The following is a 25097-nucleotide window of genomic DNA, read 5'->3' on the forward strand; positions in this document are numbered from 1 at the left end:
AGTGTTTAAAATTGAGATCGTTCTTTTCGCTATCATAGACTTTAAAGCAAGCCTAGGAGTCCATTTATGCTGCCATCTCAATTGCCCTTGTTTATCTGTGCTGCTCAAGAAGGTAGCTTCTCAGCTGCGGGGCGTAAGCTCGGTATTTCAGCTGCGGCGGTGAGTAAAGGAGTCGCTGCGTTGGAGAAGCAGACCAGTGTTCGTTTGTTTCATCGTAATACGCGGCAGTTTTCGCTTACGGAAGATGGAGCAAACTTGTATAGAAAAGTCGCTCCGCTGCTATCTGAGCTAGAAGAGAGCATCGATGGATTGACAGAGCAAAACCGTAATCCGTCGGGCAAGTTGAAAGTCAATCTTCCAGATAGCTTTGGGCGCAAGTTCGTGATGCCACATATGGGTGAATTTTTGAGCCTCTATCCAGACATTGAGCTGGATATGGTCCTAAGTGATCGAGTACTCGATGTGATTGATGAAGGTTTTGACGTCAGTATTGGTAATCAGATCAATGAAGACAGTCGATTAGTTGCTCGTGTCATTTATCGTATGCAGAGTGGCTTATTTGCCAGCAAGGGATATGTAGAACAGGTTGGTATTCCAACTTCAATTGACGAGCTGAGTGAGCACAACGCAATTATATACCGACCATTATCAAGTGGTCGTGTGTTTACTTGGCCGTTACGTGACATCTCGACACAGGGTAACGACGAGTACATACAGTTTACTCCCAAGGGAAATATCACACTCTCTAATATCAGCAGTGCAAAGTCATTGTTATTGCAAGGTGTCGGTATTGCCTACATGGGTAAATGGCACGTGGAAGATGAAATCAATACGGGTGAAATTGTTCCTATCCTTGAGTCAGCGTGGACAAGCGCCAAGCCAGTCTGGATCTACTATTCATCGCGAGAAAACCTACCAAAACGCACTCGTCTTTTCATTGATTTTATTGTGAGCAAGCTATCCGTCTAGTGCGTTCCTTATCTTTATTGATAATCAAGTTGGTTACACTTTGGCTTTATTTTAAACTTTTGGTTTCAAGTCAAACAACCAATAACCCTCTACAGCGATTAAATGGCGTTTGACATAATGACTCCACATCGGAACACAATAACGGAGTCAGAGATGAAAAAAGTATTAGTATTAGGTTCTACAGGTCTTGTTGGTAGTGCGCTTGTTGAGAAGTTGAAAGGTTCGGTTGAAGTGGTAGAAGCATCATTCAATCACACTGAGAATCCATTTGATATTTCCAACCCTGAATCACTAAAAGCACTATTCGAAAAAGTTGGGAAAGTAGATGCAATTCTATGTACGGCGGGTGTGGTGAATATGTCTGATTGGGCAACTGCAGAAGACTCAGAGTGGGAGTTTGGCATCCAAAACAAAATGATGGGTCAAATTAATACAATGCGTTTTGGTGAAAAATACGTGAATGACGGCGGTGTGATTGTGCTTTCAACAGGTATTCTTGCACAACACCCATTCAAAGGTAGCAGCATTGTGACAACAGTAAACGCAGCGGTAGAAGCAGCAGTGAAGTCAGCGGCGGTTGAAGTGGAACGCATTCGTTTCAATGCTATATCTCCGGGGTGGGTGGCTGAGACAATGGTTGCAATGGGAATGGATCCGGAGCCAGGTATGCCAGCAGCAGATGTGGCGCAACATTACATTGATCTAATGACTCGAAGCATATCAGGTGATGTGGTTGTCGCAGCGAAGTAACCTCTGCATGTTTGTTCGCTAACACATAGACCGTTATTGCACTGAATTAAAGGTGTCTATGTGTTGGCAGTTGGCTAAGCAACTCAAGGAAGTCGACGTGTTTTTTCAACGATAAAGTCGATAAGAAGTCGAACTTGAGATGGAAGATACTCGCGTGATGAATAGTACAACCAAATTGGAATTGTCTCGCCCCAGCAATCTTCAAGTAAAGGTACGACTTTTTCTTGTTTTAGTTCTTGTTCAAACATCCAATTGCCTAAACAGGCGATCCCCGCGCCTAAAATCGCGGCTTCTTTGGCTGCCGAGAAATTATTGACGACGAGATTACCTTTAGGCTCAAGTAAAACGGCATGGTCGCCTTGTCTTAACCGCCATTTGTGCATTTTTCCTGTAGTAAGCGAACGCACAGGCAGACAACGATGGTTGTCTAAGTCGTCTAGCGATTTTGGACTGCCAAATTTATCGATATATGCTTTTGATGCATAAAGCCCTATCTCTGTATGTAGAATAGGTCTTCCGACTAGTCGTGAATCTTCATTTATAGATGCACCAACGCCAAGATCAAAACCCTCTTCGACAATGCTGACGTTTCTATCGTCAAAGCTGATTTCGCATATCACCTCGGGGTATAGCGCCATAAACTCGATGATGATTGGCAGAATGATATCCTGACCAATAGAGCTTGCCGGAAGGTTAACTTTTATTCTTCCTGATATGTGTGTGGGATCGTCAGTTAGCTGGCTGATCACGTTCTGAATAGAGTTGACCGATGGAGAAAGGCTCGCATAAAGCTGCTCACCCGCAGGGGTAAGGCTTAACGAATGTGAGGAGCGCAGGAATAACTTGGTTTGCCACTCTTGCTCAAGCTTACTGATGGCCTTGCTCACCGCAGGAGCCGATATACCAAGTTCTCTGGCGGCCTTAGCAAAGCTGCCAACTTTCGCTACTTGAATGAAGATAGGAAGTTGCGTTGGTAGTGATTTCATTAACCAATAGTTATTTATAGAGTAATTGAAATGAAGCTACAGGTTATGCCTGAATTCGTCAATACTGTATTCAGCCGCACTACATGGCTGATAAATAAGTGTTGCAGCGTGGCTCTTTACTTTTTAGTTATTGATAGGGTTAGTCAAAATCATGAAAAAACAACTTAGTGCGCTCATTTTGAGTCTCTTCTTCACGATATCCGCCGCGAATGCAAATAATGACTTAAATACGTTAAGCACAACTTATGATGCTAAAGCGCGTTATGAGATGAGCGAGAACGACGTGAAGAGTTTTGTTTATCAGTGGTTTGCCGCATTTGATCACCAACGAGAGTCAGGTTATTTCGTTAATCGCATTGCTACTCCGGTTAAGATGCAATATCCGGGTACGCCTATCTCTTCTATCGAAGACTTCTTGGCTTGGTACCAAGGTGTCACTGATAACATCGTTTGGAACAGCCACAATATCGTAAGCATGGATGTGCAAGGTGATCAGCAGTCTGGGTGGACGGTTTCGTATGACGTGCGTTGGAAAGCAAGGTCCAAAAACAACGAGAGCTACGACATGGTAGTACATCAAGATCTCAAAGTTATTCGTGTAGGTGATGCATTGAAACTTGCGAAATTAGAAGCCAAGGTCGTGGAGTAGGGCGGGAAAAATGAAAAAGCTAATTGTTCTCTTCTCACTTCTTGCCGCCGCAATGACAGCTGCATTTCAAGCCTATTGCGCTGATACCATTCACCTTGCTGCTTACCACGGTAACGAGCAGCGAGTGATTGAATTATTGAAAGCTAACCCAGACCCAGATGATAGAGACTCATATGGTGGCACAGCATTGCATGCTGCTATGTTTCAAGAGAATACACGAATTGTCGAGCTGCTGATTGACGCGGGATTTGACGTAAACGCTGTGGGGCCAAGAAATGGTTACACACCGCTACATGATGCTGTGTGGGGAAACAACCTCCCTGCATTGAAAATCTTAGTTGAAAATGGTGGAGATATCTCAATTAAAGGTAAAGATGGTAATACGCCGCTTGAAAAAGCTGTTGCTGAAAACAAACCCGAGATTGCGGCTTACTTAAGTAGCCTCTAGCAGTAATAGGAGAGCACAATGCAGTATAAAACGACGGACTATGATGCACTCATTCAACAATATGGTGAGCGAAAGTTCACCAAGAATGATATCAAAAGCTTCGTTCATCGCGTTTTTTCAATGTATGAGCGTGCCACAGTTGGAAAGGATAGAGTACCTGCCGAGGCTTTTGTTGATCTTGTTGACGAGAGTATTCATGTCGATTTTCCTGACTACAAGATTCGTTCTCGCCAAGAGTTTCTTAAGTGGCATCACTGGATTCATGACTTGTTATTATCCGATGATCACGATATTCGAAACATCGATGTTTATTACTTAGCTAATGGAAAGTATCAAGCGCGATTCGATATTCGGTGGAGAGGGGAGTTTAAGGATGGCTCTTTTACAGATCTCAATCTAGAGCAGTCTTGGATTATGTATGAATCTGATGAACTTGCTCACCCAGTAATTGAGTACTATTTAGCTGTAGTTAAAGACGCAATGCCGGGTATGACTGCATCTGAAGCAAACAATAGCTAGACTTTATACCTATCGAAAAGGAGAGCAGCCAAGTTCGCATTTGGGCTGCTCTTTTTTATCAGTCCTCAGGTGAACTTCCTGTCATTAAACTTTCGTAACGCTTGTTCCGGTATGAATGAGTTCAAGGAATTCAGGAGTGTGATACGAGTATGGTGACTGTAGCGCAGGAGCACTTACGCGGTTTAACGCGTCCACATGCTCTTGACTCAAGTTAAACTCTAATGCATGTAGATTGGCTTCCAATTGTTCAATTCTTCTGGCACCAATAACCGCTGTTGTGACGTTACGATGTTTGATCATCCAGTTAAGAGCAACTTGCGATGGAGTATGCCCTGTTTCTTTTGAAACTCTTAACAATTCAGCGATGATCGCTACTTTTTCCTTTGTCGCTAAGTTAGCAACACTTGGATCAGTAGCCCATGCTTCTGTAAGTCGGCCAGCGCCAGTGAGTTCTCCCTCATCATTGACTTGATATTTCCCCGTAAGTAGACCGTTAGCAAGAGGGCTCCATGCCGTATAGGCGATACCTAAGTTATGACACATAGGTAAGTATTCCGCGTCGTCACCCCTCGCAACCAAACTGTACTGGTTTTGGATAGCAGAAACGGGGTTGAGGAAGCGCTGTTGGGCTATCGTATGAGCTTTACTTACATACCAAGCAGGGAAGTTTGATAAACCGTAGTGACGAATTTTACCCTCTTTGATTAACTGGTCGAAAGTCATTACGACTTCTTCAACGGGTGTAATCTGATCCCAGTGATGTAGGTAGAATAAATCGATGTAGTCTGTTTTGAGTCGTTGTAAGGATTTGTTCACCGAATCAATAATGTGTTTACGCCCATTGCCGCCGCCATTAGGGTCGTTAACGGATTGATTCTGTGTGGCTTTTGTAGATATCACTAGACGATCACGTATACCGGCATCCTCAATGTATTCACCAAGCCAACTCTCACTTTCTCCAAACTGATACACGTCCGAGGTATCAAAAAAGTTACCTCCAGCTTCTATGTAGCGGTCAAAAATTGCACGGCCTTGTTCCTTACCAGTTGACCAAGCATCTCCCCATTTCTCTCCAAAAGTACCTGCACCAAATGCAATTGGTGATACTCGAAGACCAGTGCTACCTAGTAAGCGATACTCTGTTAATGATGGAATACGTGTGTCTTCGTTTTCTTGCTTCGCGAATGCGCCATCCCATTTTGATGTGTCTGTCATGATGCTTTATAACCTTTTGTGTAGAATAACAGCATCAATATAACCATTTGAGAGCTATTGAGTAGCGAAGGAAGGTAGAAACAGTTTTAACGGCTAGTTAAACCATATACAAACGTAACAATCGAAAATCATTCGATCTAAAACTTATAAAAGCGGCTGCGAGCTAGTAGTTCAATCATTAGAGTTAACTCATCGCTAATGAGGTATTGGTCCAAGTGGGATACCAAAGATACTTGGTGCCATGATGATTACACCAAGTTGGAACTGCCATTGATGGTCATCACCCATGCGGTCTGGCACCTTAGCGTTGTAATACGCATTCGCGATGACTTTCATTGGCACCTTCCCTCCAAGCTTGAAGAATTGACCTACTCCAAGTCCTACTGGGATATACCAATCTTCTTCACCAGTTTGAGATAGATACGGTGCCATGTTTACAGAAAAGCCGTTATTCCAAGTGTATCCTGCAACCAACTGTATGCTCTGAGTGTCCAAGTCATCCCCGGAAACAGCCCACAGTTTTTGATACCCTGCAATACCAGTAAATCCGCCTGATTTTGCAAAGGCAAGGCCAGAAATACCCGCCTGAGTCGTGTTGTCACCAAACATCGTGGTGTCAAACTGGGAGGTATTGAAGCTTACACTTGGGCCGATACCAAAGGAAACTTCAGAATCGCTACCAAACTTCATTGGGGTCGCCTGACTAAAGAATGCCTGATAGTTAACCTTACCCAATGCCGTCTCTGTGCCATTGTCGTTGGGTCTGGTATCCCAGGGTAGTTTTACCTTGTTGATGAGGTTTACTTTCTCCGTCAGAGGGTAGGGAGCAACAAGATTTAACTGCAACTCGCTCAAATCAGGAGCGCCATTTTGGCCAGGGAGGTACATCTCATCTGCTATCACTTTTGTAGCGAAAGCGATTGGGTTGCTAGCCTTTATAGATTGCGTACGAGCATCGCTATCTTGAGTAGTGGCATTAGAGTGATTAGACAATAGCGAGAGTGCGAAAAGGGCGTTGGTGATTACATATTTTAGTTTGTGCATCATGTATCTCTTTGTGTTCGTATGAGCCTCCGCTGCATAAGTTCCTTTGTGTGGAGAAGATAATAAGATGTGTGATGCTTTAGCTCTATTGATGGTTGTTCAATTGTGGATTTAATGCTGTTTAACAATAGCAACTCGAGTTCGCTGGGCTATGCTTAGGGTTATGAATATCAAAGAGATAGCCTATGGATTTGAATTTACTTAGAACCTTTGATGCTGTTATGAAATCGCAGAGTGTAAATGAAGCCGCAGAGGCACTGAACATTACCGCACCAGCAGTAAGTCATGCGCTTAATCGACTGAGAGAGCAGTACCAAGATCCAATGTTTGTCCGTCAGGGCAGAGGAATAGTGCCAACCAATTTTGCGGTTGAGCTATACGCGGACATACAAGAACCTTTGAGCCTGCTCATAAACGGAGCTAAATTTCGAGAGAGCTTCGACCCAAAGACTAGCCAGAGGACATTCAGAATCTCTAGCCATAAGGATATTGACCTGTTTTTGGTTCCACCACTTACTCGTTATAAACAGCAACATGCGCCGTTGGTTACGATCCAAGCGGATATCGAACACCTCAATGAACAAGATCGACAAAAAGATCTTAGGAAGCGCAGTGTCGATGTGATTTTGGCGACTGTTCCGCTTAAAGACCATGGTTACCACAATCAAGTCTTATTTGAGCAGGACCTAGTGGTAGCAGTGAGTAAAACTCACCCTCGTATTGAGAGCACATTAACGAAAGAAGATTTTATGCGAGAAGGGCACTTGTTATGGAGAACACAGCGTCAGAATACGAATACTCTAGATTCGGTAGCGATTGATGCTAACTTGCCACCTCGTAAGGTAGTATATTCAACCGGTTCTACATCGACAGCGTTATTGCTTGCTTCTGAAACGGATTGGCTGTGTGTTACCAGTCGATGGCATGCGGTTAAGATGGCTGAAAAGTTTGGGTTGAATGTGTTTCCTCTCCCATTTGAGTCGCACAAAGTACCTGTATACATGACTTGGCATCAATCTCAAAAACACGATGAAGGGCACCAATGGCTAAGAGAAGCTATAGTGACTGCGCTAGAGGATGTCGTGGCGTGTCAAACTTGCTTCAAATAATAAGGGGCGCTAGGGCCCCTGAATATGTTTAGTTCGGTAGAACAAGATTGATATTATTCGCTTTGTTGTAATCGAACATAGCAAAGAAGTCATCCACGCTCTGTCTATTGCCTTTGATCATCAACTTACTAGCATCACCATCTTGTAATAGTTTCAATACTTGAAGCTTTGCTGCCTGGACGGTGGCGTCAGCTTTTGGGTCTTCATTCGCACTAAATATTGCTATCTGGTTACGAACTGTGTAGTTAGCGATTTCACCCGTGTCCGCAACTTCGAAGTTGATTGAAAACTGTTTACCTTGAGCTTTGGTCGCGTTTAGATTGACGCGGAAAGTTTCCAAGATCTTGTTAGTAGGCAGCACTTTAACAATCGCAGGGTTAGAGAAATCCCACGGTACAGAACGGTCGATAGTACCATCTAGTTCTCCTGCATCTGAGATAGCGAAGCCTCTGTAATAAATATTGGTTTGCTGATAGCCCCAACTTCTCAACGCATCTGCTTTGAGATGACGAGCTTCCATATTCTCAGGAAACGCGTTGTTTACGTTGGTCAATACTTCAGCGGCCCAGCCGTACTGTTTATTATCCAAGGCCGTTTTAGCAATCTTGATAGTCGCTTCCACGCCACCCATGGCATTCACATAGTGGTTTGCTAGGGCTTTGACACTCGGTTTTGCTATCTCAGTTGCATCGCCTTGATACCACCCCAGATAACCATCATAGATGTTGCGAACGGAATGAGCTACTGACCCGTAATACTCTCCTAACCAAGGATCATTAGCGAGGTTGGCTGGCAGTACGACTTTTTCGGCTAACTCATCACGCTTGATACCGTGGTTAATATAGTAAATAGACTGGTCGTGAACGTATTGGATAGCATCACGATAGTTTTGAATGCGTTGATTGATGAAGTCATGGCCGACCCAAGCTCGCATGTGAGAACCACTGTAAGTGTCAGCTTTTTCTGCGTACTTCTGCAGTTCATCTATCCCCTTATACCACTCTTGCACATCTCTGTATTTAGTGCCGCGAAGGGTATATAGGTTGGGGAAGGTTTCCCCTTGAATCGTTTCACTACCGTGAACATGGTGATATTGAGGAAAATAGACATCCACTTCATCAGTGCCAGCGTCTCCATATGCAGTAAACACCTCCATATCGATACCCGACACGTTAATTTTCAGAGGCTCATTAGCTTTTACTATGGTGTTTGGCATAAAGAAGGAGACTGGTCCCGCAGTGAAAGTTGCGCCGAGACCAAAGTGTGCTGGGCGACCCTCTGGTGCTGGTGGCAAATACACGCTCGCATAAGCCGTGCGCTGAGTAAGGATCTTACCAGTTACACCCACATCATTAATCAGATTAGGAATAAAGTTCTCCGATGCGATGATTTTTACCTCTCCTGATTCTACTTGCTCTTCTGTCACTCCCCAGCCTGCTGAGCCAAACGCGTGGTCTGGGTGGCGGTGTGTATAGACAACGGCCTTTACAGGTAGATCGGAAAACTGTTGAAATACGTCGTGTACTTTTTTAGCGGCAGTATCATTCTCACCAGGATCAACAATCACCAAACCATCATCGCCCACTGCGACTAGCGTAGAGGCGAGCTGGAAACCGGATACCAGATACAACTTATTGGGCACAATTTCTTGAATTTGAGGAGCCATTTGTTTAGCGAACTCTGTCATCGCTTTGGGGATAAATTCAGAGTCTTTAGTGTACGCATAGCTGTGCTCGGTATCTTTCCACACAGCTTTCGCTAGGTGACTTTGAACAGTTTCATTGGTAAAGAAATCTGGGTTAGTGCTTCGAATTGGAGTAGCATCACTGGCGAAAGCCGAAGCAGCATTGAACGATGTTGCAGCAATAAGCAAAGATGCAGTAATAAGATTCTTATTCATTTTGTTACCTTAAAATTTAAAACGGTTAACGTGTTGACAAAATGAATGTTAAATATCGACGTAGATTTGATCGATGCAACAAGTGTGAAATGTGGATTAAAGACTATTAAATCCACACTTATTATTAATTGAAACAGACGATTAGCTCTAAATACTTAGTCGGTTCTATTCCTAATGCGGCACAATGATGAACTAGCAACCTATGTTCTTGTATTCAAAGCTCGCTCGATAAACAAAAAAAAAGCGAACCACCAAGGTTCGCTTTTCAACTTCTAGGAGTTAACCAACTATATTAATCTTCATAGTTCTCAATCGAAGGACAAGAACAAATCAGATTGCGGTCACCGTAAACGTTATCTACACGGTTAACTGTTGGCCAGTACTTCCAAGTTCTTTGGTGAGAAGATGGGAAGCAGCCTAGTTCGCGAGAGTATGGGCGATCCCATTCATCTTTTGAAAGGTCAACTTGTGTGTGTGGTGCGTTCACGAGTGGGTTGTTGTCTAGTGGCCATACGCCGTCTTTCACTTGTGTCATTTCTTCACGGATAGCGATCATCGCTTCGCAGAAACGGTCTAGCTCTTCTAGATCTTCAGACTCGGTAGGCTCAACCATGAGTGTGCCTGCTACCGGGAATGACATAGTAGGTGCGTGGAAGCCGTAGTCCATTAGACGCTTAGCGATATCTTCTTCGCTGATGCCTGTTTCTTCTTTCAGTGGACGAATGTCGATAATACACTCGTGCGCTACGCGGCCGTTGGTGCCACGGTAAAGAACAGGGTAGTGCGGAAGTAGACGCTCCATCACGTAGTTCGCATTTAGGATAGCGACTTTGGTTGCATCCGTTAGGCCTGCTTCACCCATCATCGCGATGTATGCCCACGAGATTGGTAGGATTGAAGCGCTGCCAAGGTCGGCTGCAGAAACTGCGTAGTCTTCGCCTTCTACACCGTTCTCGATGTGACCTGGTAGGAATGGCGCTAGGTGTGATTTAACACCGATAGGACCCATACCTGGACCGCCACCACCGTGTGGGATACAGAAAGTTTTGTGTAGGTTAAGGTGCGATACATCTGAGCCGATGAAGCCTGGGTTCGTGAGACCAACCTGCGCGTTCATGTTAGCACCATCTAGGTAAACCTGACCGCCAGCTTCGTGAACCATTTCGCACACTTCTTTCACGTGCTCTTCGTATACGCCGTGCGTAGAAGGGTAGGTGATCATGATGCTTGATAGGTTGTCACAATGCTTTTCGATCTTCGCTGCTAGGTCGTCAGTATCGATGTTGCCGTTGTCGTCACACTTAACAACCACAACCTTCATAGACACCATAGACGCTGTTGCCGGGTTAGTACCGTGCGCAGAGCTTGGGATCAGACACACGTTACGGTGACCTTCGCCACGGCTTTCGTGGTAGCGCTGGATTGCGATTAGACCTGCGTACTCACCCGATGCGCCTGAGTTAGGCTGAAGTGAGAACTCATCGTAGCCTGTAATTTCGCATAGCTTCTTCTTAAGGTCATCCGCTAGGGCAGTGTAGCCTGCTGCTTGATCAAGTGGCGCGAATGGGTGGATAGAACCAAACTCTGGCCACGTCACTGGGATCATCTCTGCGGCAGCATTTAGCTTCATGGTACAGCTGCCAAGCGGGATCATACCGTGCGTTAGTGAGAAGTCTTTGTTCTCTAACTGTTTTAAGTAACGCATCATCTGTGTCTCACTGTGGTGAGTGTTAAACACAGGGTGAGTTAGGTAGCGAGAGGTACGACGGCAGTTTTCAGGAATCGCTGCAAACTCGTTGCCAGCAATTTCTGTAGATAGTGTCTCAACGCTTTCTTTTACTTCAAACACAGCAAATAGAACGTTGATGTCTTCGATAGTAGTGGTTTCATCGAAGCTGATACCAATTTGGCCTTCTAGCTGACGAAGGTTGATGTCAGACGCTAAAGCTTTTTGGACTAGCTTGTCTGTGTTGTCACCAGTATTAACAGTGATGGTATCGAAGAAGCTGTTGTGAGCTAGTTCATAGCCAGCTTTCGTTAGACCAGCCGCTAGAATTGCCGTCATGTGGTGCGTGCGGCGAGCGATAGTCTTAAGACCTTCCTCACCGTGGTATACCGCGTAGAACGCCGCCATGTTAGCTAGCAGGGCTTGCGCAGTACAAATGTTCGAAGTCGCTTTCTCGCGGCGGATGTGCTGCTCACGAGTTTGCATTGCCATGCGCAGTGCTTGATTACCGTTGGTATCGATAGATACACCGATAACACGACCTGGCATAGTGCGTTTGTGCTTATCTTTGGTTGCCATGAACGCTGCGTGTGGACCGCCGTAGCCCATAGGTACACCAAAGCGTTGTGCAGAGCCGATAACCACGTCCGCGCCCATCTCGCCCGCTGGCTTAAGCAGTGCAGAAGCGAGTAGGTCAGTTGCAACAGTAACTAGCGTCTTATTTGCTTGGGCAGCAGCGATGATGTCAGTTAGGTCGCGAACTTCACCCGTTGTGCCTGGGTATTGAACGAGCGCACCAAATACATCTTGCTCAGGAAGAGATTCTAACGAACCGACTTGGACTTCAAAGCCGATGAACTCAGCACGAGTTTTCACCACTTCTAGTGTTTGTGGGTGAACGTCGTCTGCCACGAAGAAGACTTTGCTCTTGCTCTTACCCGCACGCTTACAAAGCGTCATCGCTTCAGCTGCTGCAGTCGCTTCGTCAAGTAGAGACGCGTTCGCGATCTCCATGCCCGTTAGGTCCATGACCATTTGCTGGTAGTTCAGCAATGACTCAAGACGACCTTGAGAGATCTCTGGCTGATATGGCGTGTACGCTGTGTACCAACCTGGATTTTCTAGTACGTTTCGCAGAATCACATTTGGTGTGAAGGTGTTGTAGTAACCCTGACCGATAAATGTGCGTTTTACTTGGTTCAAATCCGCGAATTTTTTCATTTCTACCAGCATGTCCGCTTCGCTCATTGGAGCTTCTAGCGTCATTGGTTGTTCTAGGCGGATTTGCGCTGGGACAGTCTCGTCGATAAGCGTGTCTAAGTTTAGAACGTTGATCGCGTCCAGCATCTTTTGTTGGTCAGATTTGTTTGGCCCATTGTGGCGAGCAACAAATTCGTTTTGTGTGCTTAGGCTGTTGAGTAATTCAGTCATGGTTCCTTTACCTTCTCAAAGGTCCTCTGCGAGACCTTTAAAATCGTAGCCCGAATTTCTACTTTGTACGTCATTCCTGCGCAGGCAGGAATCTACTCAAAGCGAGTACCCAACTTAAACAAGATCCCTGCTTGCGCAGGGATGACTCGTATGTTAGGTACATTCGGGCAACGGTTGCGTGTTGCTTATTCGTCTTCGATAGACGCTAGGTATTCCTCAGCGCTCTTAAGGTTGTCTAGCTCAGAAGCATCAGACATTTTCACCTTAACAATCCAGCCACCTTCGTAAGACTCTTCGTTGATAAGCTCTGGGCTGTCTTCTAGTTCTTCGTTGATTTCAACGATTTCACCAGTGATTGGTGCGTAGATGTCAGACGCTGCTTTAACAGACTCAACTAGAGAGAAGCTTTCGCCTGCTTCGATTTCGTCTTCTACTTCTGGTAGGTCAACGAACACTACGTCACCTAGCATTTCTTGAGCGTGCTCTGAAATACCGATAGTCACAGTACCGTCACCATTGTCGCGTACCCATTCGTGGCTGTCAGAAAACTTCAAAGTGTTGTCCATTGCTTTATCTCCAAAAATTAAGGATGTTTTGTTCTTTAAGTGTAGAGTGGGAAGCGAGCGCACAGCGCCTTCACTTCTTTACGTACGCGTTTCTCGACCTCTGGATTGCCTTCTGGGCTTTCCACTAGGCCGTCTAACACGTCACCAATCCACTCACCAATGAGTTTAAATTCTTCGGTGCCAAAACCACGGGTGGTTCCAGCTGGCGTCCCTAAACGAATACCAGAAGTAATCATAGGTTTTTCTGTGTCGAACGGGATGCCGTTTTTGTTACATGTGATGCCTGCACGCTCTAAGGCTTCTTCAGCTTTATTGCCTTTAAGTCCTTTTGGACGTAGGTCAACAAGCATAAGATGAGTGTCAGTGCCGCCAGTCACGATGTCGCAACCGCGAGTTTGCAATACTTCAGAAAGTACTTTTGCGTTCGCGATCACTGAATCGATATAAGTTGAGAATTGTGGGCCAAGAGCCTCACCAAACGCGACAGCTTTGGCTGCAATCACGTGCATTAGCGGACCACCTTGAAGGCCAGGGAATACCGCTGAGTTAATTTTCTTAATGATGTCTTCGTGATTCGTTAGGATCATGCCACCACGAGGGCCGCGCAATGTTTTGTGCGTTGTTGTGGTCACAACATGTGCGTGTGGCAGTGGGCTAGGGTGCGCGCCTGTCGCAATCAGACCTGCGATGTGCGCCATGTCGACCATTAAGATAGCGCCGACTTCGTCCGCGATTTCACGGAACTTAGCGAAGTCGATAACGCGTGGAATCGCACTACCGCCAGCGATGATCATTTTTGGCTTGTGTTCAACAGCTAGAGCACGTACGTCGTCGTAGTTAATCTCTAGGGTCTCTTTGTCCACACCGTATTGAACGGCATTAAACCACTTACCAGATAGTGCAGGGCGAGCGCCGTGAGTAAGGTGACCACCAGCATCAAGAGACATGCCCATGATGGTGTCGCCAGGTTGAAGTAGCGCCAGTTTGACTGCGCCGTTGGCTTGAGCACCAGAGTGCGGTTGAACGTTTGCGTATTCGCACTTAAAAAGAGACTTTGCACGTTCGATAGCAATAGCTTCTACAGTATCAACATGCTCACAACCACCGTAATAGCGACGGTTTGGATAGCCTTCTGCGTATTTATTGGTTAGGCAAGTGCCTTGTGCTTGCATAACTGCTTTGGAAACAATGTTTTCAGAAGCAATTAGCTCGATTTGGTCATTCTGGCGAGCGAACTCTGCTTGGATTCCGGTGAACACAGCATCGTCTGTCGCAGACAAGTTGGTTGAGAAGAAGTTTTCTAGGCTGTGATTTGGATAGCTTTTTGAGTACTGAGCATTCATGGCGGTAAACCTTCCATTGTTCAATCGACGTTTGTGTTTTTCATGGTGTCGATTGCGTCGTGTCTTAGTACTGTAAGAACAGGCAAACTGTTCAAAACAGCGGCGCGAATTAGTCCCAATAAGTAGGACAAAAATCATTCAGTAAACGTGCTGTCGAGTAAAGGACTTCCGTTGACTCACCAGCGCGTAAGTGCATCTCTTCATCTAACAAGCCGATAACATACCTCTGTCAGCTCAAACAATCAATCAGAAATTTCCTATAGGAAACACAGTTTCCGAAAATGTTACCGAGAGCACGCTTTATTTTTATACTTGGTCTTTAATATAGAAGTCGCTTCATGCAACAATGAATTTGCAAAACAGGAAGTCATGAAAAAGAAGGATCGCATGTCAGAAGACATCTATGATGAGTATCCGTCCTTAACGCTGGCTCGTGAGTCAGTGGACGAAAATATAGAGCCTCTTAAACTGGGTGAACGCATCAAGGACATTCGTTCTAAGATGGGACTTACGCTTGAGGAAGCGAGCCAGCGAACAGGGCTTGCGCGCTCGACACTGAGTAAGATTGAAAACGAGCAGATCTCTCCAACTTTTCAGGCGATGCAAAAATTGGCATCAGGCCTGCATATAGACATGCCGCAACTCTTTGAGCCACCAAAGAAAAAGGTCGCAACGGGTCGTCGTGACCTTACTAAGCGTGGAGAGGGAAAACCCCACCCAACACCAACCTATGAGCACGAGCTGCTGGCGACACAATTATCCAATAAAAAAATGATGCCATTTAAAAGCACAGTGAGAGCTCGCGCTTTTGAAGAGTATAGTGATTGGGTAAGGCATGATGGCGAAGAGTTTTTGCTGATTCTGTCGGGTCAAGTGACCTTCTTTTCCGAGTTCTATGAGCCGATGACGATGAGCGAAGGGGACAGTGTTTACTACGATGCAAACATGGGCCACATGCTCATCTCAACCAGTGAAGAAGACGCCCATATTCTTTGGGTGACGGCGAAATAATCATCAGTTGATTGAGTTTCGTATAATGAAAGCAAACGTTTGCTTTGTTGCGAAAATGCTCTGAACTAGCGCGGTTTTGACGGTAAGCTCGTCGAAATGGCGCTTTTTTATTGACTTTAATTCTGTGAATAGGATGTTAAATGTCACATTTTGCGGTGTTTGTATCTTGTTAAATGAGAAAAATACCCGCATCCTTGTTCACTATAGGAAACATGGTTTCCTGGTGATGAACTCTTCACCACTCAGGTTACTCATTTAATGGATACCGATTGAATCCATCGAGCGTGTGCAAGTCAGTAAACTTGCGCAGATAAAGATAGTGAACCACTCACCTTACAACAGGAGCAGGACTCACTGAAAGGTGGTCCAACCCAATGGAGATTACAATGGCTCAAGAACAAGCAACCCAAGATCTATTGAAAACACCTTTGCATGCATTACACGTAAGTGTTGGCGCTAAGATGGTGCCATTTGCTGGCTACGACATGCCAGTACAATACCCATTGGGTGTGAAGAAGGAGCACCTTCACTGTCGTGATGCTGCTGGATTGTTTGACGTGTCGCACATGGGACAAATTCGTCTGCACGGTGCAAACGCCGCTAAAATCCTCGAAACATTGGTTCCTGTCGATATTATTGACCTGCCCGCGGGTAAGCAGCGTTATGCGTTCTTTACTAATGAACAAGGCGGCATCATGGATGATCTTATGGTGGCAAACTTAGGCGATCATCTGTTTGTTGTCGTCAACGCGGCATGTAAAGAGCAAGACATTGCCCACCTTCAAGCGCACCTTGATGAAGGTGTTGAGATGGAAGTGATCGAAGATCGCGCTCTGCTTGCACTGCAAGGTCCTAAAGCGGCTGAGGTTTTGGCTCGTATTCAGCCTGAAGTGGCTGAGATGCTGTTTATGGACGTTCGTAAATTGGATATCAATGGCGTTGAGTGCATTGTTAGCCGCTCTGGTTACACGGGCGAAGATGGTTACGAAATCTCAGTGCCGTCTGAAAATGCCGAAGCGCTTGCTCAAGCACTAACAGAATATGAAGAAGTAGAGTGGATCGGTCTTGGTGCTCGTGACTCGCTTCGCCTTGAATGTGGTCTGTGCTTGTACGGTCATGACCTAGATACAACGACTACGCCAGTAGAAGCAAGCCTACTGTGGGGCATTCAGAAAGTGCGTCGTAATGATGGTGAGCGTGCGGGTGGCTTCCCTGGCGCAGATATCGTTCTGAACCAAATCGAAACCAAAGATGTGGCTCGCAAGCGTATTGGTCTGATTGGTCAAACTAAAGCGCCAGTGCGTGAAGGCGCGAAACTGTTTGATGCCGACGACAACGAAATTGGTATCGTAACCAGCGGCACAGCAGGTCCAACGGCTGGAAAACCCGTATCTATGGGTTACGTGAAGACTGAGTTTGCGGCAATTGGTACGGAAGTGTTTGCAGAAGTACGTGGTAAAAAGCTTGCTATGACGGTAGAGAAAATGCCGTTTGTACCTCAACGCTACTACCGCGGCTAAGCCAACTTAGTTCATAAAAGCATCTTAGAGAACATTCTCTCGGTTTTACTACCCACTTCAAAAGCACCACTGTAAGACAGTGGTGCTTTTTTGTCTGAATTTTGTCATCCTGTGAGAAGCTTAAAAACTTATGGAATTGAAGACGGTTACTATCAGCGGTCACTGATAATAAGCGCCATGATAGGCGTATCGTAGCTGTACACACGAAAGGAGTATCGTTTAGTGTTTCAAAGCTTATTTTCTCGCAGTCCTGTCTCGACTGCTATTTTGACAACCAGTTTAGGTCTAGCATCATTTGGCGCGCACGCAACAGATGCCGTTGAGAATAGTACATCTGTCGCACCATACATTGTGAATGGTAACGTTGCGAACATTGATGACTATCGCTCATTCATCTCACTGTTTTCCGATCCAACAGGCTATACAAACTATTCTATTGAAGGACCGTTGTGCGGCGCTACATTGCTTAATCAAGAGTATGTATTGACGGCAGCGCACTGTTTTTACGGCAGTGACAACAATGCTAAGTGGAACCGACTCTTTACGGTTGCAGTGACTGAGCTTCAAGACTCAAGCGAAGCGGCGAACGCTGAGCGTTTGCGAGTTGCAGAGATTTACATGCACCCTAATTACAAGGATGGCGAGCGTTATCTCTGGTCAAATGACATTGCCATCTTAAAGCTAGCGACACCAGCGACTCGTGGTGAGGTTGTAAACTATGGCTTTTCAAAGGACTATCGAGACGAACCGGCAAGCTTTAAGGCAGTTGGGCATGGTGATACGAGAACTGGATTCGACGATTCCACCGACTTGCTCCAAGTTTCGCTTAATTATGTCACTGATAGTCAATGTCAGGCATTTGGTTTGAGTAACGTGCGTGATGATTACATTTGTTTTAGTGGTGATTACAGCGCGGTGACACAACTCAATGGCGGCACATGCCAAGGCGATTCTGGTGGGCCTGTCTATTGGAATGATAATGGTCGTCAAGTACAAGTAGGGATTACTAGCTTTGGTCCGACAACGTGTGGCGATCCATCAATACCAGTAACTTCTGTGTTTACTGAGGTTGCCGATCATTACGATTGGATTGAATCTGTATTAGGCGGTCACGAAACGGCAACCTATACGATTTCAGAGCAAGATCGTATAGATTTTGGCCAAGCCATATCACCGACTCCGAATGTGTCTACTTCTGGCAGCGGTGGCGGTGGTAGTGTGTCTCTACTATTTGGCTCCTTATTAGCTTTAGTAGGTTGGTCACGTCGCAGGAGACAGTGATTACTTATCTCTATGATTCCTAAAATAAAACGTCGCGTTTTCCACGCGGCGTTTTTTGTTGTCTATAAGCTCATTGTTAAGACTTGTTTAATCGAACCTAACGGATCGTTCGTAACACTCTATACTGAAAGTGAGAGCTAAATCACGTTAACTCCCACAGATTATTCAGAAAAGGAGATTCCGAATGAATCTAAGCGTGAAATCCGCGTTGATTGCATCCGTTCTGCTGCCTTTTGCTTTGGCGGTCGGCAAAGTACACGCCGAAAACGTCGAAGTGGCTCCGATGATTGTAAATGGTACTAATGCCTCAATACTCGATTTCCCCTCATTCGTGAGCCTGTACATCGACTCACAAGAGTATGACGGTCGCTATTCCTCAGGTGCATATTGTGGGGGAACTTTACTTAACAACACGCATGTAATGACGGCAGGGCACTGCTTGTCGAGCTTCGATACCTATGATGAAGGTGCAGTCTTATTTACCAGTGCGGTTGTTGGGTTAGAGAATGAAAACCGCTTTTTAAATGCAGAAAAGCAGCGCGTAGAAGCCGTCTTCTTCCATCCTAATTTTGAAAACAATATCTCTCGATTGTTACCCAATGACATAGTGATCTTGCGACTCGAGCAAGCGGTCAATGATGGCAGTGCAGTGATGCGTGCTACCTCCGCTGAAGCATCGCTATATCGTAGCTTCTCAGCTTCTTTCGTGGCTCTCGGTCATGGGGATGTAGCAACGGGAGTTTCTGGGACGTCAATTCTGCAAAGAGCAGACCTTTTTTGGGTCACTAATCTTACTTGCGCTAACAACTTCACCAATGGGCGCTTCCTAACTGACAAGCAAATTTGCTTTAGCGGCGCGACGTCTATTTCCAATGGATTGAAAGCGGGGACCTGTCAGGGTGATTCGGGCGGTCCCATTTATTGGGATGACAACGGAACATTTAAACAGGTAGGTATTACGAGTTTCGGGCCTGCAACTTGCGGTGACTCGTCGTCAGATGTTACGGCGGCTTATACAGAAGTCGCCGATTATGTTGACTGGATTGACAGTGTATTAGCTGGGCAAGAAGTACCAACGGTCACGGTGACAGAGCAAGACAGATTGGATTACCTTGCGTTAAATGGTCGTGTTATTTATCAGGGTGGAACGATCAGTACGACGGAAGGCGATGGTGGCGGCGGAGAGTGGTCTTTGTGGCTCTCACTCGGCCTACTGTCACTGGCTGTGCTTCGAAGGCGCGAACCAGAATAATAGAATTAAAAAAAGCGCTGCGAGGGCAGCGCTATTAAAATTCCACTATTGGGGGTGAGTGGATGTTTTGCCCAAGTGTCACTCGGGCTTGTCGCAATTAAGCCGTAGCGAGTGCTTTGTCGTCAGCGCGACGCTTTAGGAATGCGTAAGTAAAGCCAGTGACTGCCGTACCTGCTGCAATCGCTACCAAGTACATTAGCACAGGAGAAATTGCACCTGGGATTAGTAGTACGAACAGGCCACCGTGTGGAGCCATTAGCTTCGCACCAATCAGCATAGATAGCGCACCCGTTAACGCACCACCAATCATGCATGAAGGGATAACACGTACAGGATCTTTCGCTGCAAATGGAATCGCACCTTCAGAAATAAAGCACATACCCAGTACGAACGACGCTTTACCCGCTTCGCGCTCGCCCGCTTCGAACTTGTCTTTCGCTAGGAACGTCGCTAGACCCATGCCAAGCGCAGGTACCATACCCGCTGCCATGATCGCTGCCATTGGAGCATAAGTTTGAGAAGCCAGTAGACCCACACCAAAGGTGTATGCCGCTTTGTTGACTGGGCCACCCAAATCGAAACACATCATTGCGCCTAGAAGCACGCCAAGCAGAACAGCATTTGCACTGCCCATGTTGTTTAGGAAGTCGGTTAGACCCGCCATAATGCCAGAAACCGGGCCGCCAACGATGTAAATCATCACAAGGCCGGTGAACAAGCTAGCAATAAATGGAATGATCAAGATTGGCTTGAGCGCTTCCATTGATTGAGGGAGGCTGACTTTGTCGGCAATCAGTTTCGCAGAGTAACCCGCTAAGAAACCAGCCACAATACCACCGAGGAAGCCTGCGCCTGTTGAACTCGCCAGCATACCGCCAATAAGACCAGGAGCTAGGCCAGGACGGTCAGCAATTGAGAATGCAATATAGCCCGCAAGAACAGGGATCATTAGAGCAAATGCGCTACCGCCACCAATAGTCATGAGCGCAGCTGCAAGCGTGCCTTCCTCTTTAAACGCTTCGATACCGAATACAAACGATAGAGCGATGATCAAACCTCCAGCTACGACAACAGGAAGCATGTGCGATACACCGGTCATCAGGTGCTTATAAACGCCTTTCTTCTCTTCTGTGCCACCTGATTGGCTTGCACCAGCGGTGTGTGTGTATGGTGCCGCTTCAACAAATGCCTTGTTGATCTCTTGTTCGGTCTTTTTAAGCGCTAGACCTGTGCTGGTTTTGTACATCGACTTACCGTCGAAACGATCGAGAGGTACTTCGATATCAGCAGCGATGATGACTAGGTCGGCATCGGCGATCTCTTGCGCGGTCAGTTGGTTTTTAGCACCAACAGATCCACGAGTTTCTACTTTGATAGTATGACCTAGGCGTTTCGCTTCTTCTTCTAGCGCTTCCGCTGCCATGAAGGTGTGTGCCACGCCAGTAGGGCAGGCAGTAATCGCCACGATCTTCTTCGCGTTGTTTGAAGATTGTTCAGCCGCAGTAGCTACCGCGACACCTTGCTCTAGTTCGGTTGCTTTTTCGATAGCATCCGTCAGGAACGCTTTTGGATCAGACGTACATTCTGAGATGCTCGCTTGGTAGACTTTTTTACCGACAAAACGCTGTGTATCAACCGGCGTATTTGCTGCAATAACAATAACGTCGGCTTCGCTGATTTGTGCATCGCTAAGCATTTGCGTTTCAACAACACTAGAGTGACATTCGACGTTTGCCTCATGTCCTAGCGCTTTTGCTGCTTGGTCTAATAGACCTGCCGCGATAATGCTGTTTGCTACGCCACTAGGGCAAGCGGTAATAATTGAAATTTTCATAGGTTCGACCTTCGTGTCCATTGCCACAAGAATCTAAGCCAAAGACTTAGGAAAATTAGTGGCTAAGCTTTTGTAACTCTATTTTTTGTTGTAGGGATAAAACTTCGTCCACATCCGAAACACCTACGCCAACTTGACAAACAGCCAGCGCAGACAGAGCGGTTGCGAAAGAGAGTAATTCTGTTTTTGGCTTAGATTGCATGTGTCCCCAACATAGACCTGCAACTAAGGTGTCGCCCGCACCAACGGTGCTAACGACAGACATTCTTGGTGGCTTAGCTTGTAGCCATTCGCCGTTCTCTAGCCACAACACGCCTTCAGCACCCATGGAGACGACGATATTGGCAATGCCTTTGTCAGACAGTGACTCGGCAGCTTCAAGACATTGTTCTTGTGTCGTTAAATGGCGACCAACGAACTGGGATAGCTCTTCATCGTTTGGTTTGATCAACCAAGGCTTAGAGTCCAGTCCTTTTGCCAGCGCATCACGGCTGCTATCGAATAAAACGCGCTTACCGTTTTCTTGAAGAAGCTTAATCCAAACGGCGCATTGCTCGGGCGTAATACCACGAGGTAGGCTGCCAGCGAACACGAAGTAATCGTGCTCTTTCATTAATTCGTTAAGGGTTTGTTCAAATTCGTCGATAGCATCATTGTTGACTTCAACGCCAGGAAAGTTGATATCACTAACGTCACCGTTCGCTTCCACAAGTTTTACGTTGATGCGAGTTGAACCTGCTACGCGAACAAACTTGTCTTGTGCGCCCATGTCAGCGAACAGTTGACAGAATAGCTCTTGGTTATCTGTGCCCAGAAAGCCGGTTACTGTGACATCTGCGCCGAGATCGCTTAATACTTTGGCAACGTTGACGCCTTTACCCGCAGCATGCAATGAGCCTTGATTGACCAAGCTTACTGAGCCCTTGTTCAGCGTGTCTAAGCTACCTGTCAAATCCAATGCTGGGTTAAGTGTGATGGTGACGACTTTGTTTGTAACTGTCATAACCGACTCCTTAGCCTTCACCTAGGCCAGAAGCAATGGCTTTACCAATCGCTTCCAATGCTTCAGCGGCATCAGTACCTTCAGCACTGAACTGCAGCTCGTGACCGTGTTTCACGCCAAGAGCGATAACCTTCATAAGGCTCTTCGCGTTTACCGCTTTGCCATCGCCATTTAGGTTAGACACCTTGATGGACGATTCGAATTTCTTCGCTTCTGCAACCAACATTGCGCCCGGACGAGCGTGAAGGCCATGAGCATTTTTAATCTTGAATATGGCTACGTTGCCATCTGCTGAGTCTGCTGTTTGAACTTCTTCGCCCGTGAAGAAACCAAGGACTTGTTCAGCAGGCAATGAAAGCAGCTTATCTTGCTCTTGCTTGAAAACGACTTCGGTGATTTTGTTGAGCATAGGTTGGTGTGCGTTGTTACACGCTGCAAAGGCAATCAGCCCTTGTACTGGCGTACCGTCAAGTTCGCACTGATTAATCGTAGAAACAAACGCCATACCTGTACGTGTTACCGCTTTATCGCTACTAACCAGCCACAGACCTTTACCAAGGTGGGTAGGGGACTTAGTAACGAGATCAGCAACGAATTCAGCGCCTGCGCCACCGGTGTTTTTAAGTAGGCCACCAGCAACGGCTGCCATCTGAACCATGTCGCTTGCTGGGAAGTTAAGTTGGATTAACGAAGCATCGAAATCTGCTTCCAGCTGCACGTCACCGTTAAGCAGGGCGATGATGTCTTTCTCGCTCTTAGCTTGTTTTAGCTTTTGTTCTACACCTTCCGCTGAAAGGATCTTCGTTAGCTGTTTTAAGATGCCTAGGTGCTCGTCAGACTTCGCCGCGATACCAATGGCAACGTACGCCACATTGCCATCACCCCAATCTACACCGTTAGGGAAGTGATGAACGGCAACGCCAGTTTGCTTAACAAGATCTCGGGTATCGGTAGTGCCGTGAGGAATGGCGATACCATTACCTAGAAATGTTGAGTTTTGACCTTCGCGATTTAGCATGCCATCAACGTAGCCATCTTGTACTAAGCCTTTAGAGGTTAGGTCGGCAGCGATCGCTTTGATAGCGTTAAGTTTGTTATCGGAGGATTGATTCAGTGTAATCGTGTTCGTGTCGAGTTGAAGCATAGTTGCTCACCTGTTTAATTCTATTTAAGAACCGATTCTCGTTTGCTTGACGCTTACTGCTTTAAGCTTAACTGAATCGATTCAGCAAAAATCTCAAAAAAAGTCAGCATGTCCTTTGCTGTTGTCTTGGTGGTCTTTTCTATGGAGCTGTAACTCTCAGGATGCGTAATTCTCCGCATCAGACTTAGCGCCACTCTTGTCTATGTTCACTGTCTGTCCACCATCATTATGGACCAAATTCTAAAACTGTGAACTTTGCTGAATCCTTTCAGCTTTTATACTGAACCGATTCAGCATATAATTCAATTTATCAGTTGGCTTGGAATTCATTTATATGATCCATCGCACAGAAAAGGATCGAAACATGACTCTCGACGAGATAGCGAAATTAGCTGGCGTGTCTAAAACGACCGCGAGCTATGTCATCAATGGCAAAGCTCAAAAGTACAGAATTTCTGAAAAAACACAGCGCAAGGTGATGGCGGTCGTTGAAGAACATAACTATCGACCAGACCACGCTGCGTCTTCTTTGCGAGCAGGGCAGAGCCGTTCGTTTGGTCTGATCATCCCTGACCTTGAGAACACCAGTTACGCGCGCATCGCAAAACTGCTTGAACAGAACTCTCGTAAAGCGGGTTTTCAGATACTCATTGGCTGTTCTGATGATGATCCGGACACCGAAAAGCTGGTGGCGGATGCTCTAATATCACGCCGTATCGACGCGCTGTTTGTTGCCAGTGCTATCGCCGATGCCAGCGACTACTACTTGTCGATTCAGCAGCGCGGTACACCTGTAATCGCTATCGACCGTAGTCTAGATGATGAACACTTCAGTTGTGTAATTAGTGAGGATCATGGTGCCGCTTATGACCTTACGCAGTCTGTTATCGATGAGCAGGTTGAGACAATAGGGCTGATTGGAGCGCTGCCTGATCTGAACATATCTCGCGAACGTCAGTTGGGCTTTGAAACGGCGGTAAAGGAGAAGCAGCTTGCGTCACAAGTCGCTTATGGCGATCACTTTAACAGTGACGAAGGTAAGCGTGTGCTTATGGAGTGGATAGAGCAAGGGCAACTCCCTGATGCGCTAGTTACGACGTCGTACACCCTGCTAGAAGGTGTGCTGGATGTCTTGATAGAAAAACCAGAGCTTATGGGCAAGATTAAAATTGGTACCTTTGGTGATAACCGCTTGCTCGATTTTCTGCCATTACGAGTAAACTCATTGCCTCAGCAGTTCGAGCTTATTTGTGATAGCGCCCTTGAGCTTGCTCTTAACGGTTCTGCTAAACGCTATAAACCGGGAGTTGAACTCATTCCGCGTAAGTTGAAGGTTCGATAGACCAACAGAGACAAATGAAGGCGTGTTACCCGAGCGCAATGCTAATGTAGCACGC

General features: G+C 46.2%; 21 protein-coding genes. 11 read left to right on the forward strand and 10 right to left on the reverse strand.

The genetic code is table 11. From position 1 onward, the window contains the following. Positions 1–66: 66 nt before the first annotated feature. Together LY387_RS22540 and LY387_RS22545 are read left to right on the forward strand one after the other, a co-directional pair. A complete protein-coding gene (locus LY387_RS22540) occupies positions 67–969 on the forward strand; it encodes a LysR family transcriptional regulator (protein WP_234496428.1) in 903 nt (300 codons plus the stop codon). Positions 970–1122: 153 nt separating this feature from the next. Beyond that, positions 1123–1719 carry a short chain dehydrogenase gene (locus LY387_RS22545; protein ID WP_234496429.1) on the forward strand — a complete coding sequence of 199 codons (597 nt, stop codon included), beginning with the start codon at positions 1123–1125 and terminating at the stop codon, positions 1717–1719. Positions 1720–1802: 83 nt separating this feature from the next. On the opposite strand, the gene LY387_RS22550 is transcribed toward LY387_RS22545, so the two are convergent. After that, positions 1803–2705, reverse strand: coding sequence for a LysR family transcriptional regulator (locus LY387_RS22550; RefSeq protein WP_234496430.1), 903 nt, complete (start codon positions 2703–2705; stop codon positions 1803–1805). 151 nt (positions 2706–2856) lie between these two features. Between LY387_RS22550 and LY387_RS22555 the strand changes: the two genes are divergently transcribed. From LY387_RS22555 to LY387_RS22565, 3 genes are read left to right on the forward strand one after another with little or no spacing between them, the layout of a single operon-like run. Next, entirely contained in the window at positions 2857–3354 is a 498-nt protein-coding gene (locus LY387_RS22555; protein ID WP_234496431.1) for a hypothetical protein, read from the forward strand. 10 nt (positions 3355–3364) lie between these two features. After that, positions 3365–3802 (forward strand): ankyrin repeat domain-containing protein, encoded by a 438-nt coding sequence (locus tag LY387_RS22560; RefSeq protein ID WP_234496432.1) that lies wholly within the window; start codon positions 3365–3367, stop codon positions 3800–3802. 18 nt (positions 3803–3820) lie between these two features. After that, positions 3821–4321, forward strand: a complete 501-nt coding sequence (locus LY387_RS22565; protein WP_234496433.1) for a hypothetical protein — start codon at positions 3821–3823, stop codon at positions 4319–4321. Positions 4322–4405: 84 nt separating this feature from the next. On the opposite strand, the gene LY387_RS22570 is transcribed toward LY387_RS22565, so the two are convergent. Both LY387_RS22570 and LY387_RS22575 read right to left on the reverse strand, forming a co-directional pair. Further along, positions 4406–5536 (reverse strand): aldo/keto reductase, encoded by a 1131-nt coding sequence (locus LY387_RS22570; RefSeq protein ID WP_234496434.1) that lies wholly within the window; start codon positions 5534–5536, stop codon positions 4406–4408. Between the two features lie 195 nt (positions 5537–5731). Further along, positions 5732–6583 (reverse strand): hypothetical protein, encoded by an 852-nt coding sequence (locus tag LY387_RS22575; protein WP_234496435.1) that lies wholly within the window; start codon positions 6581–6583, stop codon positions 5732–5734. A 182-nt stretch (positions 6584–6765) separates the two neighbouring features. Between LY387_RS22575 and LY387_RS22580 the strand changes: the two genes are divergently transcribed. After that, on the forward strand, positions 6766–7689 hold the full coding sequence (locus LY387_RS22580) for a LysR family transcriptional regulator (RefSeq protein ID WP_234496436.1): 924 nt from the start codon (positions 6766–6768) through the stop codon (positions 7687–7689). A 28-nt stretch (positions 7690–7717) separates the two neighbouring features. On the opposite strand, the gene LY387_RS22585 is transcribed toward LY387_RS22580, so the two are convergent. From LY387_RS22585 to LY387_RS22600, 4 genes are all read right to left on the reverse strand, one after another. After that, entirely contained in the window at positions 7718–9589 is a 1872-nt protein-coding gene (locus LY387_RS22585; RefSeq protein WP_234496437.1) for an alkyl sulfatase dimerization domain-containing protein, read from the reverse strand. A 292-nt stretch (positions 9590–9881) separates the two neighbouring features. Continuing rightward, positions 9882–12746, reverse strand: coding sequence for an aminomethyl-transferring glycine dehydrogenase (gene gcvP / locus LY387_RS22590; protein ID WP_234496438.1), 2865 nt, complete (start codon positions 12744–12746; stop codon positions 9882–9884). Between the two features lie 185 nt (positions 12747–12931). Further along, the gene (gcvH, locus tag LY387_RS22595) at positions 12932–13312 is read right to left on the reverse strand and encodes a glycine cleavage system protein GcvH (RefSeq protein ID WP_042497316.1); all 381 of its coding nucleotides are present in this window, start codon (positions 13310–13312) and stop codon (positions 12932–12934) included. 35 nt (positions 13313–13347) lie between these two features. Continuing rightward, entirely contained in the window at positions 13348–14655 is a 1308-nt protein-coding gene (locus LY387_RS22600) for a serine hydroxymethyltransferase (protein WP_112462898.1), read from the reverse strand. A 387-nt stretch (positions 14656–15042) separates the two neighbouring features. Between LY387_RS22600 and LY387_RS22605 the strand changes: the two genes are divergently transcribed. The 4 genes from LY387_RS22605 (at position 15043) to LY387_RS22620 (ending at position 19719) form a co-directional block, all read left to right on the forward strand. Then, on the forward strand, positions 15043–15666 hold the full coding sequence (locus LY387_RS22605; RefSeq protein ID WP_234497830.1) for a helix-turn-helix domain-containing protein: 624 nt from the start codon (positions 15043–15045) through the stop codon (positions 15664–15666). Between the two features lie 386 nt (positions 15667–16052). After that, entirely contained in the window at positions 16053–17186 is a 1134-nt protein-coding gene (gcvT, locus tag LY387_RS22610) for a glycine cleavage system aminomethyltransferase GcvT (RefSeq protein ID WP_234496439.1), read from the forward strand. Positions 17187–17408: 222 nt separating this feature from the next. After that, positions 17409–18467, forward strand: a complete 1059-nt coding sequence (locus tag LY387_RS22615; RefSeq protein WP_234496440.1) for a S1 family peptidase — start codon at positions 17409–17411, stop codon at positions 18465–18467. 184 nt (positions 18468–18651) lie between these two features. Next, positions 18652–19719 (forward strand): S1 family peptidase, encoded by a 1068-nt coding sequence (locus tag LY387_RS22620; protein ID WP_234496441.1) that lies wholly within the window; start codon positions 18652–18654, stop codon positions 19717–19719. Positions 19720–19816: 97 nt separating this feature from the next. Here the strand turns inward: LY387_RS22620 and fruA are convergent, their stop codons facing one another. From fruA to fruB, 3 genes are read right to left on the reverse strand one after another with little or no spacing between them, the layout of a single operon-like run. Then, positions 19817–21553, reverse strand: a complete 1737-nt coding sequence (gene fruA, locus LY387_RS22625) for a PTS fructose transporter subunit IIBC (RefSeq protein WP_234496442.1) — start codon at positions 21551–21553, stop codon at positions 19817–19819. A 55-nt stretch (positions 21554–21608) separates the two neighbouring features. Next, positions 21609–22556: a 1-phosphofructokinase gene (gene pfkB / locus LY387_RS22630; protein WP_234496443.1), complete on the reverse strand. Its 948-nt coding sequence runs from the start codon at positions 22554–22556 to the stop codon at positions 21609–21611. 10 nt (positions 22557–22566) lie between these two features. Further along, complete coding sequence (gene fruB / locus LY387_RS22635; protein WP_234496444.1) at positions 22567–23700, reverse strand: fused PTS fructose transporter subunit IIA/HPr protein; 1134 nt, start codon at positions 23698–23700, stop codon at positions 22567–22569. A gap of 364 nt (positions 23701–24064) precedes the next feature. Here fruB and cra point away from each other — a divergent pair, with 364 nt between their 5' ends. Then, positions 24065–25042 (forward strand): catabolite repressor/activator, encoded by a 978-nt coding sequence (gene cra, locus LY387_RS22640; RefSeq protein ID WP_234496445.1) that lies wholly within the window; start codon positions 24065–24067, stop codon positions 25040–25042. Positions 25043–25097: the final 55 nt, after the last annotated feature.

Source organism: Vibrio maritimus, from assembly GCF_021441885.1.
Taxonomy (GTDB): domain Bacteria; phylum Pseudomonadota; class Gammaproteobacteria; order Enterobacterales; family Vibrionaceae; genus Vibrio; species Vibrio maritimus_B.

What these genes read in the sequence shown, in the direction of transcription:
- LY387_RS22540 (WP_234496428.1), top strand. Translation starts at nt 67, where the DNA reads ATGCTGCCATCTCAATTGCCCTTGTTTATCTGTGCTGCTCAAGAAGGT.
- LY387_RS22545 (WP_234496429.1), top strand. Translation starts at nt 1,123, where the DNA reads ATGAAAAAAGTATTAGTATTAGGTTCTACAGGTCTTGTTGGTAGTGCG.
- LY387_RS22550 (WP_234496430.1), bottom strand. Translation starts at nt 2,705, where the DNA reads ATGAAATCACTACCAACGCAACTTCCTATCTTCATTCAAGTAGCGAAA.
- LY387_RS22555 (WP_234496431.1), top strand. Translation starts at nt 2,857, where the DNA reads ATGAAAAAACAACTTAGTGCGCTCATTTTGAGTCTCTTCTTCACGATA.
- LY387_RS22560 (WP_234496432.1), top strand. Translation starts at nt 3,365, where the DNA reads ATGAAAAAGCTAATTGTTCTCTTCTCACTTCTTGCCGCCGCAATGACA.
- LY387_RS22565 (WP_234496433.1), top strand. Translation starts at nt 3,821, where the DNA reads ATGCAGTATAAAACGACGGACTATGATGCACTCATTCAACAATATGGT.
- LY387_RS22570 (WP_234496434.1), bottom strand. Translation starts at nt 5,536, where the DNA reads ATGACAGACACATCAAAATGGGATGGCGCATTCGCGAAGCAAGAAAAC.
- LY387_RS22575 (WP_234496435.1), bottom strand. Translation starts at nt 6,583, where the DNA reads ATGATGCACAAACTAAAATATGTAATCACCAACGCCCTTTTCGCACTC.
- LY387_RS22580 (WP_234496436.1), top strand. Translation starts at nt 6,766, where the DNA reads ATGGATTTGAATTTACTTAGAACCTTTGATGCTGTTATGAAATCGCAG.
- LY387_RS22585 (WP_234496437.1), bottom strand. Translation starts at nt 9,589, where the DNA reads ATGAATAAGAATCTTATTACTGCATCTTTGCTTATTGCTGCAACATCG.
- gcvP (WP_234496438.1), bottom strand. Translation starts at nt 12,746, where the DNA reads ATGACTGAATTACTCAACAGCCTAAGCACACAAAACGAATTTGTTGCT.
- gcvH (WP_042497316.1), bottom strand. Translation starts at nt 13,312, where the DNA reads ATGGACAACACTTTGAAGTTTTCTGACAGCCACGAATGGGTACGCGAC.
- LY387_RS22600 (WP_112462898.1), bottom strand. Translation starts at nt 14,655, where the DNA reads ATGAATGCTCAGTACTCAAAAAGCTATCCAAATCACAGCCTAGAAAAC.
- LY387_RS22605 (WP_234497830.1), top strand. Translation starts at nt 15,043, where the DNA reads ATGTCAGAAGACATCTATGATGAGTATCCGTCCTTAACGCTGGCTCGT.
- gcvT (WP_234496439.1), top strand. Translation starts at nt 16,053, where the DNA reads ATGGCTCAAGAACAAGCAACCCAAGATCTATTGAAAACACCTTTGCAT.
- LY387_RS22620 (WP_234496441.1), top strand. Translation starts at nt 18,652, where the DNA reads ATGAATCTAAGCGTGAAATCCGCGTTGATTGCATCCGTTCTGCTGCCT.
- fruA (WP_234496442.1), bottom strand. Translation starts at nt 21,553, where the DNA reads ATGAAAATTTCAATTATTACCGCTTGCCCTAGTGGCGTAGCAAACAGC.
- pfkB (WP_234496443.1), bottom strand. Translation starts at nt 22,556, where the DNA reads ATGACAGTTACAAACAAAGTCGTCACCATCACACTTAACCCAGCATTG.
- fruB (WP_234496444.1), bottom strand. Translation starts at nt 23,700, where the DNA reads ATGCTTCAACTCGACACGAACACGATTACACTGAATCAATCCTCCGAT.
- cra (WP_234496445.1), top strand. Translation starts at nt 24,065, where the DNA reads ATGACTCTCGACGAGATAGCGAAATTAGCTGGCGTGTCTAAAACGACC.